The 15,883-nt window shown below is 47.0% G+C and carries 13 protein-coding genes; 8 read left to right on the forward strand and 5 right to left on the reverse strand.

Annotated elements, in window-relative coordinates; all coding sequences use genetic code 11:
* From QZ209_RS11795 to QZ209_RS11820, 6 genes are all read left to right on the forward strand, one after another.
* A partial coding sequence (locus tag QZ209_RS11795) for a rhodanese-like domain-containing protein (RefSeq protein ID WP_294348166.1) occupies positions 1-218 on the forward strand: 218 nt, incomplete at its 5' end.
* Between the two features lie 471 nt (positions 219-689).
* The gene (locus QZ209_RS11800; protein ID WP_294348169.1) at positions 690-2,768 is read left to right on the forward strand and encodes a hybrid sensor histidine kinase/response regulator; all 2,079 of its coding nucleotides are present in this window, start codon (positions 690-692) and stop codon (positions 2,766-2,768) included.
* A 10-nt stretch (positions 2,769-2,778) separates the two neighbouring features.
* Positions 2,779-3,492: a type 1 glutamine amidotransferase gene (locus QZ209_RS11805; RefSeq protein WP_294348175.1), complete on the forward strand. Its 714-nt coding sequence runs from the start codon at positions 2,779-2,781 to the stop codon at positions 3,490-3,492.
* Positions 3,493-3,507: 15 nt separating this feature from the next.
* Positions 3,508-4,863 (forward strand): deoxyribodipyrimidine photo-lyase, encoded by a 1,356-nt coding sequence (locus QZ209_RS11810; protein WP_294348178.1) that lies wholly within the window; start codon positions 3,508-3,510, stop codon positions 4,861-4,863.
* A 20-nt stretch (positions 4,864-4,883) separates the two neighbouring features.
* Positions 4,884-6,044 carry a cation:proton antiporter gene (locus QZ209_RS11815; protein WP_294348181.1) on the forward strand — a complete coding sequence of 387 codons (1,161 nt, stop codon included), beginning with the start codon at positions 4,884-4,886 and terminating at the stop codon, positions 6,042-6,044.
* Between the two features lie 7 nt (positions 6,045-6,051).
* A complete protein-coding gene (locus QZ209_RS11820) occupies positions 6,052-7,572 on the forward strand; it encodes a DUF6798 domain-containing protein (RefSeq protein WP_294348182.1) in 1,521 nt (506 codons plus the stop codon).
* Between the two features lie 30 nt (positions 7,573-7,602).
* Here the strand turns inward: QZ209_RS11820 and QZ209_RS11825 are convergent, their stop codons facing one another.
* The 4 genes from QZ209_RS11825 to QZ209_RS11840 form a co-directional block, all read right to left on the reverse strand.
* Positions 7,603-9,066: a radical SAM protein gene (locus QZ209_RS11825; RefSeq protein WP_294348185.1), complete on the reverse strand. Its 1,464-nt coding sequence runs from the start codon at positions 9,064-9,066 to the stop codon at positions 7,603-7,605.
* Positions 9,063-10,508 (reverse strand): radical SAM protein, encoded by a 1,446-nt coding sequence (locus QZ209_RS11830; protein WP_294348188.1) that lies wholly within the window; start codon positions 10,506-10,508, stop codon positions 9,063-9,065. The genes QZ209_RS11825 and QZ209_RS11830 overlap by 4 nt, the downstream gene beginning before the upstream one ends.
* A gap of 106 nt (positions 10,509-10,614) precedes the next feature.
* Positions 10,615-10,890 (reverse strand): hypothetical protein, encoded by a 276-nt coding sequence (locus tag QZ209_RS11835; protein ID WP_294348192.1) that lies wholly within the window; start codon positions 10,888-10,890, stop codon positions 10,615-10,617.
* A gap of 293 nt (positions 10,891-11,183) precedes the next feature.
* On the reverse strand, positions 11,184-13,106 hold the full coding sequence (locus QZ209_RS11840) for an FAD-dependent oxidoreductase (RefSeq protein WP_294348234.1): 1,923 nt from the start codon (positions 13,104-13,106) through the stop codon (positions 11,184-11,186).
* 88 nt (positions 13,107-13,194) lie between these two features.
* On the opposite strand from QZ209_RS11840, the gene queG reads away from it, so the two are divergent.
* Positions 13,195-14,139, forward strand: a complete 945-nt coding sequence (queG, locus tag QZ209_RS11845; RefSeq protein ID WP_294348194.1) for a tRNA epoxyqueuosine(34) reductase QueG — start codon at positions 13,195-13,197, stop codon at positions 14,137-14,139.
* A 4-nt stretch (positions 14,140-14,143) separates the two neighbouring features.
* Here the strand turns inward: queG and QZ209_RS11850 are convergent, their stop codons facing one another.
* Complete coding sequence (locus QZ209_RS11850; protein ID WP_294348197.1) at positions 14,144-15,277, reverse strand: DUF4407 domain-containing protein; 1,134 nt, start codon at positions 15,275-15,277, stop codon at positions 14,144-14,146.
* Positions 15,278-15,373: 96 nt separating this feature from the next.
* Here QZ209_RS11850 and ispF point away from each other — a divergent pair, with 96 nt between their 5' ends.
* Positions 15,374-15,850: a 2-C-methyl-D-erythritol 2,4-cyclodiphosphate synthase gene (gene ispF, locus QZ209_RS11855; protein WP_294348200.1), complete on the forward strand. Its 477-nt coding sequence runs from the start codon at positions 15,374-15,376 to the stop codon at positions 15,848-15,850.
* Positions 15,851-15,883 lie beyond the last annotated feature (33 nt).

The raw sequence follows: 15,883 nt of genomic DNA on the forward strand, positions 1-15,883 counted from the left end.
TGGAGGAAATACCGGCAACACGCAAGGTGATAATCGCTTGCAGGAGGGGTAATCGCAGCCTGTTCGCTGCGCGCCTTCTCGTCAACCATGGACACCGCAAGGTTTTCAATCTGGAGCACGGGATCATTCGGTGGAAAAAAGATGGTTTACCGGTTACAAGCAGGCCGAAACAAAGTCTTCTGAAAAAGCTGTTACACTTGTTCAGAAAACGGCCCTAGCTCTGAATAAACACTCTACAGACCTTTTCTCTTAGTAGATTTCCAATCCCACATCTTCACTTCATCCCTGTTTTTTTGAAGACAACTGGCTGAAAATGCAGTCACGCAATCGTACCGGCCTGCAAAGAGAAATAAAATCGATATCTATACTTTTTTATTTCTCACTCGCGCACTATACTCAAAAGATGCGTCACCGCATACACCCTGTATTGAAAAACAACCCCTCGTCACTCAGCAGGAATAGGGGAACAATCACCATAACCTTTTCACAGTCAAGCACATACCTCATACCAATGATGAGGCCAATAAAAATATGTTTACCAATAAAACCGTTACCATCGGCCGGACAACGAACCGAAGTATACATCTTGCAACCAGGAAGTATACCTGACGCTTGTCGCTAAAAGCATGCAGAAAAATGCATTGTACAATAAGTTAGCCTCAAAGACCCTATTAGCTTTCGAGCGCAACGTGCACGATCTCCAGATCATCGGGGTGCTCTCTTTGGTTGGCAATCCTCTCTTTTATTATATCTGGTCGCACCTTCTACCCCAACCATATGAAAATTTGATCTTCCGCCTGATCAACGCAGCTATAGGCATTCCATTCTTTTTCTACAACAACTTCTCCGAAAAAGTCAAAAAATTTTTCCCGGTCTTCTTTTTCATCGTGATAACGTTTCTTCTGCCCTTTTTTTTCAGCTTCATGCTGCATAAAAATGAGTGGAACACCACGTGGTTCATCTCGACACTCATTGCCCTCGCACTACTGATTATCATTATTGAAGACTGGAGCTGGATACTCTTCCTGTCGATCACCGGATACAGTCTGGCATTTCTTACGGTCTGGCTCCTCGATGGACAGATCCAATTCACCTATTTTCAGTGGCTGTACGTTCCAACCTTTTTTTTTCTGCTTCTTGTAGGGGTTATCACGAGCCACAGAAAACAAACAGCGAACCAAACAAAAATATCCTTGCTTCAAAGTCTGAGTGGAAGCATAGCCCATGAAATGAGAAATCCTCTGCATTCCATTGCCAACGCAATAGGTTCGGTTAAGTCCATTCTTCCGGAAAAACCCGGAAAAATCGAAAATGAAAAGTATGACCAGCACTATGAACTCAGCAGATCCGGCCTGATAAGCCTGCATAATATCATCGAAGAAAGTTCGAAAACCCTCATCAGAGCGAACAAGATCATTGACTCAATCCTGAACAACCTGCAGGGACTGCCCGTTGACCGAAACACATTCAGGCAGGTCAACGCTGTAAGCAGCATTCATGACGCTATCGGTGATTATAGTTATGAGAACCCTGATGACCGTAACCTTATACAAGTTCTTGGAGAAAAAGATTTTGATTTCTTCGGTGACAAAGACCTTCTTGTCTATGTTCTCTTCAACCTCATTAAAAATGCTCTATACTTCAAGGCTAAACAAGGGTTTATCATTGAAATCTCCACGCAAACCGGTTCAAACGGCAACACCATCAAAGTGCGCGACACGGGGCCCGGTATTCCGGCATCGAAGCTTGAGCGAGTTTTTGACGATTTCTACAGTTACGGTAAAAAAGAAGGCATCGGTTTAGGACTGGCTTTTTGCAAGCGGGTATTGATTTCATTCGGAGGCAACATTACCTGCGAATCAAAAAAAAGCGAATGGACGGAATTCACCCTTCATTTTCCCCTGTATCACTCCAAAGAGGCTGAGAACCTCAAAAAAGAGGTTCTTCAAGACAAAAACATTCTGATTGTGGACAACAATTCGAATAACCGCCGTATAGCAGACAAATATCTCAGCGAATGGCATTGCAACACCAGACATGCACAAAACGGAACGCAGGCACTCTCCATGCTTTTACGGCAGCATTTCGACCTGATACTTGTGAATTTAGAAATGCCCTTCTCACCAGGAGATGAGGTGGCAAGGCAAATACGCCGAAAGAAACACAACCCTCAGTTTCCAGCCACGAATTACAAGGAAATCCCGATCATCGGGCTTTCCAATCACTCCGAATACCAAACGAAACAGAGGCTTCTTGGCTCAGAAATGAACGAGCTTATCCCTAGGCCTCCCCGGAGAAAACATATCCACTTTCTTTTCGAAAAGTATTTTTTTTCAGAAACAGAGCCGTTCATCTGCAACCATGATATCTTTCTCGACAATGTAGACATACTCATTGTCGACGATAACCACACCAGCCGAAAATTCATAAGCTTTATTCTTGAACATATGGGAGCTTGTGTCATGCAAGCCGAAAACGGGGAAGAGGCGCTCGAGCATCTGGAAAAAAACGACTATGAGCTCATTTTCATGGATATGGAAATGCCTGTATTGAACGGTGTCAACACCACGAAAATAATCAGGGAAGGCAAACGTTTCAAGAGATTTGACAAGTACAGGGAAATCCCGATTATTGCACTTACCGGGAACACCGATGATGCGAACATAGCCCTTGCAAAACAAAGCGGCATGAACGACCATCTCGGAAAACCTTTTGGAAAGGAAGATCTTGCCAGAGTTCTCTCGACATGGCTACAGCCACAATTGTGATAATAAACCCATGCCCCGACCAGTTCTTATCATTCAACATGTACCTCACGAAGGTCCCGGCCTGCTTTCAGGCTTGATTGAAGAATATTCCATCCCTTCTCTCATCGTTGATCTTTCCAGAAGTGAACCGTATCCCGATCCCCGTGACTACTCGGCCGTGATAACCCTCGGTGGCCCACAGAGCGCGAACGACCTGACCGAAGTCATGCTCGATGAACTGAGCACTACCGACATCATTCTCCAGGAGAACATCCCCTACCTCGGCATCTGCCTCGGAATGCAAACACTCGTAAAAGCCGCCAAAGGCACGGTAACAAAGTGCTCGGCCAAAGAAACTGGTTTTTTTGGACCCGATGGAACCCCATTCACAGTCGACCTTACGTTACAAGGTATCGAGGATCCTCTTTTCGATGATCTTGGCAAGAGACTTCGCGTTTTCCAGTTACACGGTGAAACAGTCACTCTTCACGACGGAATATCGCTTCTCGCAACCGGTGAATTCTGCAAAAATCAGATCGTCAAAGTATCCAACCGCGCCTACGGCATTCAATCACATTTCGAATTGACCCCGCAACTCCTGCTTTCATGGTTGTCGATCGACAACGATCTGCGATCCATGGATCATGCGCAACTGATGGAAACCTTTCATGATATCCACGTAGATTATAAACACACAGGTACTACGATTTTGAAAAACTTTTTGCACGTTGCGGAGATTATCTGAACTAAAACCGCAACCATGATTCATCCAGAACGAATCCGCTGCCTGAATTCCAAGCAGCGTCTCGACGGCCCGGTTATCTACTGGATGTCGAGGGATCAACGAGTACGTCATAACTGGGCGCTTCTGTTTGCCGAACAGTTGTCATTGGACAGCAACCAGCCGTTAATCGTCCTGTTCAACCTCGTCACCTCTTATCCGCAAGCTGCGTTACGGCATTACGATTTCATGTTGAAAAACATGATGCAGGTGGAAAAAAAGCTCCAAACTCTCAACATACCTTTCTTTGTCAGAGCAGGCAATCCTGAATCAGAGCTTCCGTCTTTCGCCGCAGAACATAAAGCCGGTGCTGTTGTCGCTGATTTTTCTCCTCTGAAAACCTCCCTCGTATGGAAAAAAAAGGTCTTCGGACAGCTTTCCATACCTGTTTATGAAGTCGATGCCCACAACATCGTTCCCTGCTGGACGGCTTCACGCAAACTCGAATTTTCAGCCCGAACGATCCGTCCGAAAATCAATGGACGGCTCGAAACCTTTCTCACCGTCTTCCCTGAGCTCCAACGTCAGCAATCCGACAACACAACGCTCCCTTATCCTGTCAACTGGGAAAAGCTATACGAAAAACTCCATATAAACAGGGCTGTGAAACCCGTTTCATGGATCGACCCTGGCGAAGATGCCGCACAAAAAGTTCTTGAAGACTTTATCGAACACCGGCTGAACGACTATGCAGAAAAAAGAAACGATCCGAATGCACATGCCGTTTCAGACTTGTCCCCCTATCTGCATTTTGGTCAGATAAGCGCACAGCATATAGCGCTCGAGATACAAAAAAGCCGAGCCCGAAAGGAATCCAAGGACGTTTTCCTGGAGGAACTCGTCATCAGACGTGAACTTGCCGATAACTATTGCTATTACAACGAGCATTACGACTCTCTTTCCGGTATACATCCCTGGGCAAAAGAAACTCTGAACCAACACCGTACCGACAAAAGGGATTACCTCTACACTCTCGATGAATTCGAACGGGCCTCGACACATGACCCGCTCTGGAATGCCGCCCAGAAAGAACTCGGAAAAAAAGGAAAAATGCACGGCTATCTGCGAATGTACTGGGCAAAAAAAATTCTGGAATGGACACCCGATCCCGAAACAGCATTCGAGACGGCGATTTACCTGAACGACACATACTCACTCGATGGAAGAGACCCAAACGGCTTTACCGGCGTTGCGTGGTCAATCGGTGGCGTTCATGACCGGCCGTGGTTCGAACGTCCCGTTTTTGGCAAAATAAGGTATATGAACTATAATGGATGCGTGCGTAAGTTTAACGTTGCTCAATACATAAACTCACAGGGCATTTTCAGCACCTGACCTCTATATCCGAAAGCCGTATGGAAAATGTCGTTTTTCTTGAAATAGCACTGGTAGTGATCGTATCGACGATACTCGGTTGGCTCTCTCTGCTCACACGTCAGCCGATCATTATCTCATATATCGTTGCCGGAGTTCTGCTCGGTCCCTGGGGTCTCAAACTTGTCACCAAAATCGAGTTTATCAACGAGGCGTCCAACATAGGCATAACGCTTCTGCTTTTCCTCGCCGGCCTTTCGCTCCACCCGAGGAGACTGCTCGAGCTTTTCAGCAAAACGTTTCCGCTGACGTTATTGACAAGCGGTATTTTTGCACTGGTTACAGGCGGTATCTTTTATACGTTCGGAGCCTCGATCCTGGAATCGGTCATTACTGGCGTCGCGATGATGTTTTCCAGTACCATCCTGGTCGTCAAGCTTATGCCGACCATCACCCTTCACCAGAAACATATGGGGGCGGTTGCGATAGCGGTATTGATCATGCAGGATATTTTCGCCGTCCTCGCAATAGCGTTCATCAATGGAGGAAGCAGCTCTTCGGTAGTCGGATGGATTACCAGCATTCTGATCGGCGTTCTTCTGACCGTTGTGGCGATTCTAGCAGAACGCTACATCATCAGAAAAATCATAATGCAGGTCCAGCGCTATAATGAACTGCTCAATATGGTCGCTCTCGCCTGGTGCTTCAGCCTTGCCTTGCTCTCCGAATATATAGGTATGAGCCACGAAATCGGCGCATTCATTGCCGGTGTCGCTCTGGCAAGCGGGCCTCTTTCAAATTATCTTGCCGAAAACCTGAAATTCTTCAGGGACTTTTTTCTGGTACTTTTCTTTTTCACACTCGGTGCGAAAATGGACTTTGCACTCATGCAGACCATCGTTTGGCCGACAGTACTGCTTTCAGCAGTTCTGCTGGTTCTCAAACCCCTGGTATACAGAGTGGCTTTCAAACTCACGAATGAAACACCCAAATTCAGCAGAGAAATGGGATTCCGGCTCGGCCAAAACAGCGAGTTTTCCCTGATCATCGCCGTTCTTGCCGCCGAAAAAGGGTTGATAAGCGCAGCGGATTCACAGCTCATACAACTTGTCGCGATCGTGACCATGACGGCATCGTCCTACCTCCTGGTATTCCTTTTTCCAACTCCTCTGGGTACGAGTAAACCATTGAAAATCGACTAAAAATTTGATGAATAGCGCCAAAGCTTCGAAGTTGCAAGAACTACAATGGATCATACCAGGACTGTTTTATGCCGTATATCATCAAAAGGAACCGCTCTATACAAAAAACCAGAACACGAAGTTCCTGCACGGTGCAGGCGATGCCGGATACGGTTTTCTCGAAAACGATTGGATGGCCGGTACACTCGACCCTCTTCCCTTTTTCACCGCACTCATAAGATCCCTCTACCTCTCCAACGCCATTGAAGTCACCTACGTTTTCTTTGGTTTTCTTCTATTGATCTACTTCTACTCACTTGGCAAAATCGCACAAAACCTTTTTCCGGAATTGAGAAAAACAGCGCCAATGATCATTTATCTTGGGTTGTTTTTCTTCATTCACAAGGCAAACCCTTCAGGACTTGCCGACCAGTACCTGCTCGGAAAATATTTTCAGCCCTGCGTATTCGGAGTGTTTCTTCTACTCTCCATTGAACGGTTTCTCAACAATCATGCAAAAACAGCATCGGTTCTTCTCGCACTTTCTGCAGCATTTCATCCGACATACCTTCCTACAGCCCTTATCGTACAAGCCAACTATTCAATCCTTACGTTGATAAAAGAGAAGCAGGGTCTGCAAAAAGCAATTGTCCCCTTCAGCCTTTTCGCACTGCTTTCAGCACCTCTCGTCATTCGCTACATCATTCTCTTTTCTCCAACAACAGAACCGTTGTACACGCAGGCAATGAACATCCTCGCAAATCAGAGGATACCGCACCATACCGATATACGTCTCTGGTTGGAATCGGAATCTTTTCTACAACTGGGAGTCATGCTACTTTCGATACTTCTTATCAGAAAAAGCAGGCTTTTTCCAATTATGAGCAGCCTCTATCTTGTTATAGTTGTTTCAGGCCTCTATCTGTATTTTTTTCCGAATGCGACACTGGCGTTTTCAACCCCCTGGCGAAGCTCAGTTTTTCTCGCTCCTCTTGCAATCGCCATTCTTGCCGGATGGCTCGGGCAAACATGCAGCCCCTTTTTCGAACATCATAAAAAAGCGCTACCTATCGTTACCGTGATCATCGGTACGCTTGTGACATTACTTACAATCCGGCAAATACAAAAGCAGGTCAACGCATTTGAAAGGTACGATAATGGCAAAGAGATGAATGTCATCGATTATGCCGCCCGCCACGCATCTTCGGAAGATCTCTATCTCGTTCCGCCTGAAAACAGTGCTTTCGACAAATTCCGGCTCGAAACCGGTATTCCGATTCTCATCAACACGAAAACCCATCCTTACAAGGATACAGAAATTATTGAATGGGATACACGCTGTAAAAAAGCCCAGGCGTTTTATAGCTCTACTTTGCCCGAAAAACGAATTCAGACTTTAGCCGACCTCATTGAGACGTATCCGATCACCCATTGCATTATCAACTCAACAGCAGCTCTGCCAGCTGGTTTTCCTGGCAAACGAGTCTATCGGGACCCACATTATACTATTCTGAAACTATCAAGAGAGAAAACCGGGGAATCCGGCTAAAAAACTTTTCACCTCCGCGCCTGAAACCGCTCAGGAGAGACGCTCGCGGGCATGATGCTCAACCTTTTCGGGTCTCTGTATGGTAAATACTGCGACATCTTCCGAATCCATATCAGCGATCAGGCGCCTGGTCAGTTCCATGTAGACCGCACAAGCATTTTTTTCCATAACAGATATACTGCCATATTTCTTTTCAAGAGGCCCCAGGCAAAAGCCGGAACAAAAACCCTCTATTGCACACCCGGCACACTCAGGAGAATTACTGAATGCTCTCGATGCGTACTTTCTGTACTTTTCAGAAGCAAGCAGCTCATCGATACGCAGAATATTTCCAAAGTAGCCGGAAGATCCTTTACAGGCAAAAACATCTCCTGAAGGCTCTATACTCAACTGGCAACCCGTAGCGGAACAGGTTTTGAACCCGCGCGTTCTATACAGGTTCTTGTGAACGAGCTGTTGGAAGATCATATGCCAGTATCCTGTAAGCTGCACCCCCTTCTGTTTACCGTAACAGTAAACATCCCAAAGTGTATCGACAATGTCCTTCGCCGAATATTTTTCATAAAATCCAGGGCTCAGATCGAGCAGAACACCAATGTCAAATACATAGTGTTCGAGAGCGAAATCAACAAGCTCGTATCCGAAAACAGCAAAGGTCTCACTCGACAAAACTGCATTGAATGCAACGTGATTATAGTATTTGTTGAGCAACGACAAGCCTTGTTCGACCAGCTCACCTCCGTTTTTTCCGTTTTTACACACACGCTGCTCACCTGAAGGAGCATCAAAACTGACTATAACCGAAACTTTGTGCTTTTTGCAATACGCCGCAATTTCATCCGTTATCAATGAACCATTGGTCACGATACTGTACGTTATCTCCAGCCCATGTTCTTCACCGTCGCCAAAATGCTCGAGGACAAATTTCATCACCTTCCAGTTCAAGAGAGGTTCACCCCCGAAAAACTGTACGGACAAACCCGTCTTACCGTTTTTCCTTGCAATATCAATAACGTTTTCAAGGTAAGTCCGGGCCTCCTCGACATGCATCACCCTGTTGTTTTTCGAAGCTTGAGCATCCAGCCGCTCCTTGGAAGAATAAATGCTATTGACAAAACAGTACTCACAGCGAAAATTGCACAGATTCGTCAGAACCAGCTGTACAACCCCGACTTGTCCCCCTTTGTGCAGCCTTTTTTCCATTGTTTCAAGATAATCCTCTAGCTGTCCAGACTCATTGGAACCGTCCTCTACAAGAAAACCTCTCTCTTCAAAAAGCTGCATGAATGACTGTATACGGAGTTCATCAAAAGCACATCCTGCCGTAACCACTTCATGAGCCGATCTCGGAGTCTGGAAAACTTCGAACAGGTGACGTATATCACCATCGACGATACACAGCCCTCCATAGAGCGAATGATACAGCGCAAAACCGTCATGCCTCGTGATATATCGCAAGTATTTCGATGTCTGTAACTTTCGATGCCTGTTCATATTCGAGATGTGTTCTTGTCCTGATGCAGGTAACGAACCTCGACATCGTTTGAATCGACGTTCTGCAACAGTTTTCTTGTAATGCCTTTATACACTTCACACGAACTGCTTTCGACGATATCGATTCTTTGATATTTCTTTTCCAGGGCACCCATACAGACTCCGGAGCAAAATCCCTCGATCGCACAACCATCACATCCGGGAGCATTGCGATACGCCTGCATGGAATATCGCCGATATCTTTCCGATTTCAGGACCGCTTCGAGCTGAGAAACATGACCCAGATAATCTGAACAACATTTACATATAAATACATGCCCTTCAGGCTCAACACTAACCTTGCAGCCTGTAGCCGGACAAGTTTTATAGCCGGAGAGAAGATTAATCGGCTGCAGTCCCGCTATTTGATTAAAAATCTGATACCAGTAGCCAACAACAGCGACACCTTGATCCCTGCCATATTCATAGGTAGCCCATAACTGCTCGATCACTTTTTTTCTTCGACTTTCTTTACTGTAAAAGGAGAGATCGAGGTCGAGAATCAAGCCGACCATAGCTATATGATATTGTTTTGCAGTATCTATCAGCGCCTTTCCGTCATAGCTGTCGACCGTCTCTCTCGAAATAACTGCATTGAAGGTAACCCAGTTACCATATTTTTTCAGGATCTCGAGTTTTTCTTTTACCGGATCCCCTCCCTTTTGCGCTTTTACCGCCGGATGCGCAGAAGAACCCGGAGAATCAAAGCTCACAGTCACCGTAACGTTATGTTCCTTGAACAGTCTGGCCATCTCCTCGGTAATGAGTGAGCCATTTGTCGTTACGCTGTACAATAATTCGATTCCCTTTGGACTTTCTGTACGAAACGTTTCAAGCACTCGCTTTATAAGCGGCCAGTTCATCAACGGCTCTCCGCCGAAAAACTCGATATTGAGCTGAGGTGTGCCGTTACGAACGACAATATCGAGAGCCTTTTCAATCGACTGCTTTGCCGTCGAAAAGCTCATAGTCATATTCTCCGGACGATGCTGCAATGCGTCCCGTTCTTTGGAGCCATACATCTTGTCGACAAAACAGTATGTACAATTGAAATTACACGTATTGGCGACGACAAGCTGCAGGACGCGAAGCAGATAACCCTTCTCGAGCTGCTTTTCACGCCTGAGCGCATCGGCATGTACCAAACCATACTCGTCTGCATCGTCGGTAACGAGAAAGTCGCGCATCCGAAGCTCATGAACATACGACCAGACGACAGAAGCATCATATGCACTGAATTTTCGTATGGCTTCATCGATAAAACAACCGCCGCCGAATGCTTGCAGCAATGCCTTCCCCTCTGCGTCAACAAGCAGAAGATTACCGTACAGAGAATGATAGACGGCAAAATCGACCCCTCGGGGAACTATGCGAAGATATTTCGATACTTTGAGTTTCTGCATTCAGGGAAACGATGATACACAGCGTATAGCAAATAGAAAGAGACTGGAACGCTCATACCTGTCTTTCCAGTCTCCTGAAACAATGCGCAATCACTGACGACTGGTTTCAACAACGTCCCGTAGCGCCTATCGTACCCGCAATGTCGACCATCGTTCCACCGATTGTTCCGCCTATTGTACCTCCTACGGTTCCTCCTATCGTACCACCGGTTACACCTCCGATCGTGCCTCCTATGGTCCCGCCCACAGGTATCATGCCGCCAGCCCTCAATATTTCGGCATCGATTTTTGCCAATTCCATACAAAGCTCCTGAATGTTGAGAGCAACATCGATTTTTCGGTCGTTGAGGGATTTGATTTTTGCTTCATTGGTTTTCGCCATAGCGCTCCTCCTGTGGTTCAATGATTAATAGTTATGCAGTCAAACACTGCCACATCTCATATTGTACTACGGAACAACGGGAAAAAGGTCCTGAATCATTGTACTTTGGTCGAGGAAAGAATAATTCAGGTAGATGAGGAATCACCTCTTTGTGTAAATTTAGCGAATTTTCACTCACTTCTGCAAACCCGCACCTTCGTGGATCTCAGCACGTCATGTATCGGATTTGAGAACGTTATGAACGCGCTATTGTGAGGACAATGCTGCGTACCTTATGACTCGCTGCTTTCCTGTCAGGCAAACAAACCGTCCATTGGCACTATCGGTAACGGCGTTGGCTTCAGCGCTTCTTTGCTGCAGATTGCATTTGCTGCAAGACGTCCTGTAAACACCGCGGCTTCCATGAGAAAGACCGGAGCATCGACTTTCACCCAGTCACCTGCAAGAGACAGGTTCTCCAAAGGTGTTTCCGACACAGGACGTCTTGCATGATCTCCCGGTGCCCACCGTGTAAAATTCTGCTGCTGCATATAGACATCGTAAAGAATAGTGGCGTCTTTGGTTTCAGGAAACATATGGTGCATCTCCTCCAGCATCGTCTGCTTGATCACCTCGTTCGGACGCACATCCTCCGGGGCAATTGCATAAGCGTGGAGTTCAACGACACTTCCTCCCTGCTTCTTCCCCCAGGAAATGAAGGGTTCCTGAAAACGTGAAAAAAGAGACACCGAATCCGTGTAGGTAAATCCGGCTACCGTATAAAAAGGATATTCGGCGGAGGTGACCGGTCTATCCAGCCAAAGGCGCCATACAACGTATGGATCGGCAGTACCGAGTGATGCGATCCGCGACTCGAATTCGGGCTGCCGGATATCGGAACGTTCGATGATCCTTTTTGTTCCGGTCACATCCGATGCCAGGACACAGTAATCACACGACAAGACCTCGGAAGCATCACCTCGACCGGAAGAAACAACCAACTGATGACCGGAAACCGTTACCTGCAGTTTCCGTAGTGGCGTTTCAGGTGGGCCGCTCACCACATTTCCTTCATAATCAAAAACACCGGCGTGGCAGGGGCAGAAAAACCCATTCAACTTCTCGTCCGGAACAACCGGACACCCCATGTGCGTACAGGTTGCATCGAACGCAACATATTCGCCGTTACGCGAAGTTAACAGAACAGGCAGCCCGTTTTCCGTCCGTAACGAGGTCCATTCCCCTGTCTTGACCCGGGAGGCGTCCACAACGGCAATGACTTCATCGGAACCTCCACCCTCGAGCTCAACCCCTGAAACCCGTTGATCGTCGACCAGAAGCCTTTTGACTTTCTTGCCTGAAAGAATCTTGACCCCAAGCTCCTTCAAACGCCGTTCCATGGGACGAACGAGCGCATCCATACAGTTTTTCGTTGTAATCCGGTACCCAAGGGCTTCGGGGCTGCCCATAAAGTAAAAATGAAAATACCGTATGGCCTCGGCAGCGGAAAGCACCTCCATTCGATTCATCGTCGCATCAGAAAAAGGATGGAGTACCGTCCTGAAAAAAGGTTCGTGCACTTTTTGTTCTTGACAGTAGGTCATGAAATCAATCCCGTCATACTCCTCGAATGTGCGTTCATATTCATAACGAAACATGTTGAGTACCGGCATCATGCCATCGAAATCCTTGAGAATGGGAAAAAGATCGAGGGAATCGGATTGCTGCAAAACGGAAAAAATGTTCAGAGGAAACAGTTTCGGTGTGTTGCCGAATACCTCCAAAGGGCGCTCCTTGAACAGCACCGGATAACCTGGAGCAGGCATGAATACATCACCGACACCTGATTCAGCAAACATCTCGTTGAGATTGTAATACTGGTTGAAATAACCGTGAAAACCATGTTCAACCGGGAACCTCTCCCCCAGCGCATCGACGTCCCAACCTGTGAGTTTTCCACCGAGATCGGCCGAGGCTTCGATAAGTGTCACGTCGAAATTCCTCTTTGCAAGCTCCATAGCGGCACTGATACCGGCTAAACCCCCACCGATAATCACAGCCTTTTTCGAAGACTCGAGCCTGTCAGCGAGCCCTGAGGTTTGCTCCGCACCCTCACTCCTGTAGCTCTGCTTACGGGGTTGATAATATCCCAATACACCTGCAGCGCCTGCTGCCGTAACTCCAGCGGCAATACCTGTCCGTTTGAAAAGCTTACCGAGAAACTCCCTTCGATCCATGGCCATAGAGATAGAATTCACATTAGCAAGATGAAAGCATGGCATATATTTATAAATAAATACATTTAATACAACCTTTCGTCTCGAGATGGGCAAAGAAAAGTTTTTATCGCTCGTTCTACAAAAAGCAAAAGAATGCGGATTCAGCGCTGCAGGATTTATTTCACTTTCATCCTGCCAGCACGAGACAGACCGGCTCGTCACCATGATCGAAGAAAACCGTCATGGAGAGATGCGTTACATGCAGGAAAACCTCGATGCAAGGACCGATCCTGCAATCCTTTTGCCAGGAGCAAAAACAATTTTTTCAGCCGCACTGCCGTATAATTTCCCGGGTGTACAAACGGGAAAAAAAGGAAAAATATCACGCTATGCCCTTTGCCCCGACTATCATACCGTCATGCGAAACAAACTCGAAGAAGTACTTGATTATATCTCCCGAAACTACGAGGGTGACGTCAGAGGAAAAGTATTTGTCGACAGTTCTCCGGTTTTCGAAAAAGCATGGGCCGAAAAAGCAGGAATCGGCAGAGCCGGCAAGAACACCGTGCTCCTCTCACCGGGAACGGGCTCTTACCTGTTCCTCGGTGAGATATTGCTCGATATAGAACTTGAAAGCAGCGTCAAAAAAGTACCGGACCTTTGCGGCAACTGCGACATTTGCATCAAAAGCTGCCCGACAGGGGCATTGCTTGAACCCGGAAAAATCGATGCCCGCCGATGCATCTCTTACCTGACCGTCGAGCTGAAAAGGGAATTCACAAAAGAGGAAGCGGCAATGATCGGTGACTGGCTTTTCGGCTGCGACATTTGTCAGGAAGTTTGCCCTCACAACAAAAAGCAATCATCAACAGAAGCGTGCCCTGAACTGACACCGAGAGAAGAATTGCTCCGGCTCACTCCTGAGCGGATTCTCACCCTTACAAGATCTCAATTCAAAATGCTTTTCGCGGCCACCCCGATCTACCGTACCGGTTTGAAACGGCTGAAACGCAATGCGAAAGCAGTGATGGAAAACCTGAAAACATTTTAATCCGTTACTCGCCACCGTGCAAACCTGCCGCTCCTGCTTTTCTCACTCTTTTATTATACAACAGCCTGCGTGTGAGCCGTCGACCGGGTTTACCACCGACGGCACGGTACGCTCTGACAAAACGGTTTTTCGACAAGGGAGATGTAGCCGTCAACCAACGGATAATCCTTGCTTCGGACTCATGAATATCGACATCGGATGGACCGGCATCCGAAAGGAGTTTCACCAGGATGGGTGCACATTCGAACGCAACAAAAAGCAACGTGATAAACAGCACCGCATGAGCAGAAGAGCTATTGACGTCATTGCCTGATCTCGTCAGATGTCCGAGTGCCCAGTTACGGTCGGCGAACCCTGCATAGGATATTTTGGCATTCATCAACGAGTCCGACAACATCATCTGGGTATTGATTCCTTCCAGCTCTTTCTGCCGGTTTATATATGATTCAAGTGTTATCAGCTGTGAAGTGAGGTACTCCTCACGTTTCTGTTTTGAATCAATAACCGCCTGTTTTTCTCGGGCATAGGTCCCAAAACCCACAACACCCGAAGTCGTTGAAATCTTATCCCCGAAAACCTCCTTCTTGAGCTCTTCACGCAGACGGGTCAACTCCTTGCCGAGGGAATCATACTCTTTCTGCAGCCGCTCGATCTGTCCAAGCTCAAGTGCGTATTTTTCGATAAACGCCGCACCAACCCTTGAAACATGTTCCCGCTGCTCATCGAGATAGCGCGACTTGAGAACGTCTTTAATCTCCTTGTCGAAAATCTTGAGCTCGAGGGGACGGGCAATAACAACAGCAATCAGTACCGCGAAAATCAGACGGGGTGACGCCTGGTAGAACTGGCGCAATCCTTTTGAAGTCTTGTTGATGCTCGAAACGATATACCGGTCGAGGTTGAAAATGGCAAGTCCCCAGAGAATACCGAACGCGACGGCGAACACAATGGCAAGCGGTGCTCCTGCAAAAACATAGTACAGTGCATAACCACCGGACAAACCGGCGAAAAGAGCGGTAAAAAAAATGGTAGCCCCGATTCCGATGAACTTGTTGTGCTCCGTAGGATACTTTTCGATGATCTCGATAGGCGTTCCGGAACATATCCAGAAAAACCTTCGTATGCTCTGCATGTTCATGGGTGGATTTTGTACAGTATCGGGATTCTTGTTTTTTGAAATATAATCATATCTTGTTTCCCTGACATTGACAAATCAATCAATAACTTACCGTTTATGCGAGTAGGAATAGGCATCGACATACATCAATTCGCCGAAGGAAGAAAACTGATTGTCGGCGGAGTCGAGATTCCTCATGAAACGGGACTCAAGGGACACAGCGATGCAGATGTACTTTTGCACGCAATCAGCGATGCCCTTTTGGGAGCGGCAGCTCTTGGTGACATAGGCAAACACTTTCCCGACACCAGTCCGGAATTCAAGGATATCGACAGCAAGATACTCTTGCGCCACGTCGGCAAGCTGCTCTCGGACGAAGGTTATTCGATAGGAAATATTGACTCGATGCTGTTGATGGAACGCCCCAAAGTCGCCCCTCACATCATGGCAATGCGTGCAAACATCGCCGAGTGCCTGAACATCGATATCAGTAAGGTGGCGGTAAAGGCAACCACGAATGAAAAACTCGGCTACGTCGGGCGTGAAGAAGGTGTCTGCGCTCACGCGATATGCCTGATAGAAGAGACTGGATAGCTTCTATTGCGTTTTGCCTTTTGACTTCTTCCC

It is taken from the genome of Prosthecochloris sp. (assembly GCA_015482705.2).
GTDB lineage: Bacteria > Bacteroidota > Chlorobiia > Chlorobiales > Chlorobiaceae > Prosthecochloris.

What these genes read in the sequence shown, in the direction of transcription:
- QZ209_RS11805 (WP_294348175.1), top strand. Translation starts at nt 2,779, where the DNA reads ATGCCCCGACCAGTTCTTATCATTCAACATGTACCTCACGAAGGTCCC.
- QZ209_RS11810 (WP_294348178.1), top strand. Translation starts at nt 3,508, where the DNA reads ATGATTCATCCAGAACGAATCCGCTGCCTGAATTCCAAGCAGCGTCTC.
- QZ209_RS11815 (WP_294348181.1), top strand. Translation starts at nt 4,884, where the DNA reads ATGGAAAATGTCGTTTTTCTTGAAATAGCACTGGTAGTGATCGTATCG.
- QZ209_RS11820 (WP_294348182.1), top strand. Translation starts at nt 6,052, where the DNA reads ATGAATAGCGCCAAAGCTTCGAAGTTGCAAGAACTACAATGGATCATA.
- QZ209_RS11825 (WP_294348185.1), bottom strand. Translation starts at nt 9,066, where the DNA reads ATGAACAGGCATCGAAAGTTACAGACATCGAAATACTTGCGATATATC.
- QZ209_RS11830 (WP_294348188.1), bottom strand. Translation starts at nt 10,508, where the DNA reads ATGCAGAAACTCAAAGTATCGAAATATCTTCGCATAGTTCCCCGAGGG.
- QZ209_RS11835 (WP_294348192.1), bottom strand. Translation starts at nt 10,890, where the DNA reads ATGGCGAAAACCAATGAAGCAAAAATCAAATCCCTCAACGACCGAAAA.
- QZ209_RS11840 (WP_294348234.1), bottom strand. Translation starts at nt 13,106, where the DNA reads ATGGATCGAAGGGAGTTTCTCGGTAAGCTTTTCAAACGGACAGGTATT.
- queG (WP_294348194.1), top strand. Translation starts at nt 13,195, where the DNA reads ATGGGCAAAGAAAAGTTTTTATCGCTCGTTCTACAAAAAGCAAAAGAA.
- QZ209_RS11850 (WP_294348197.1), bottom strand. Translation starts at nt 15,277, where the DNA reads ATGAACATGCAGAGCATACGAAGGTTTTTCTGGATATGTTCCGGAACG.
- ispF (WP_294348200.1), top strand. Translation starts at nt 15,374, where the DNA reads ATGCGAGTAGGAATAGGCATCGACATACATCAATTCGCCGAAGGAAGA.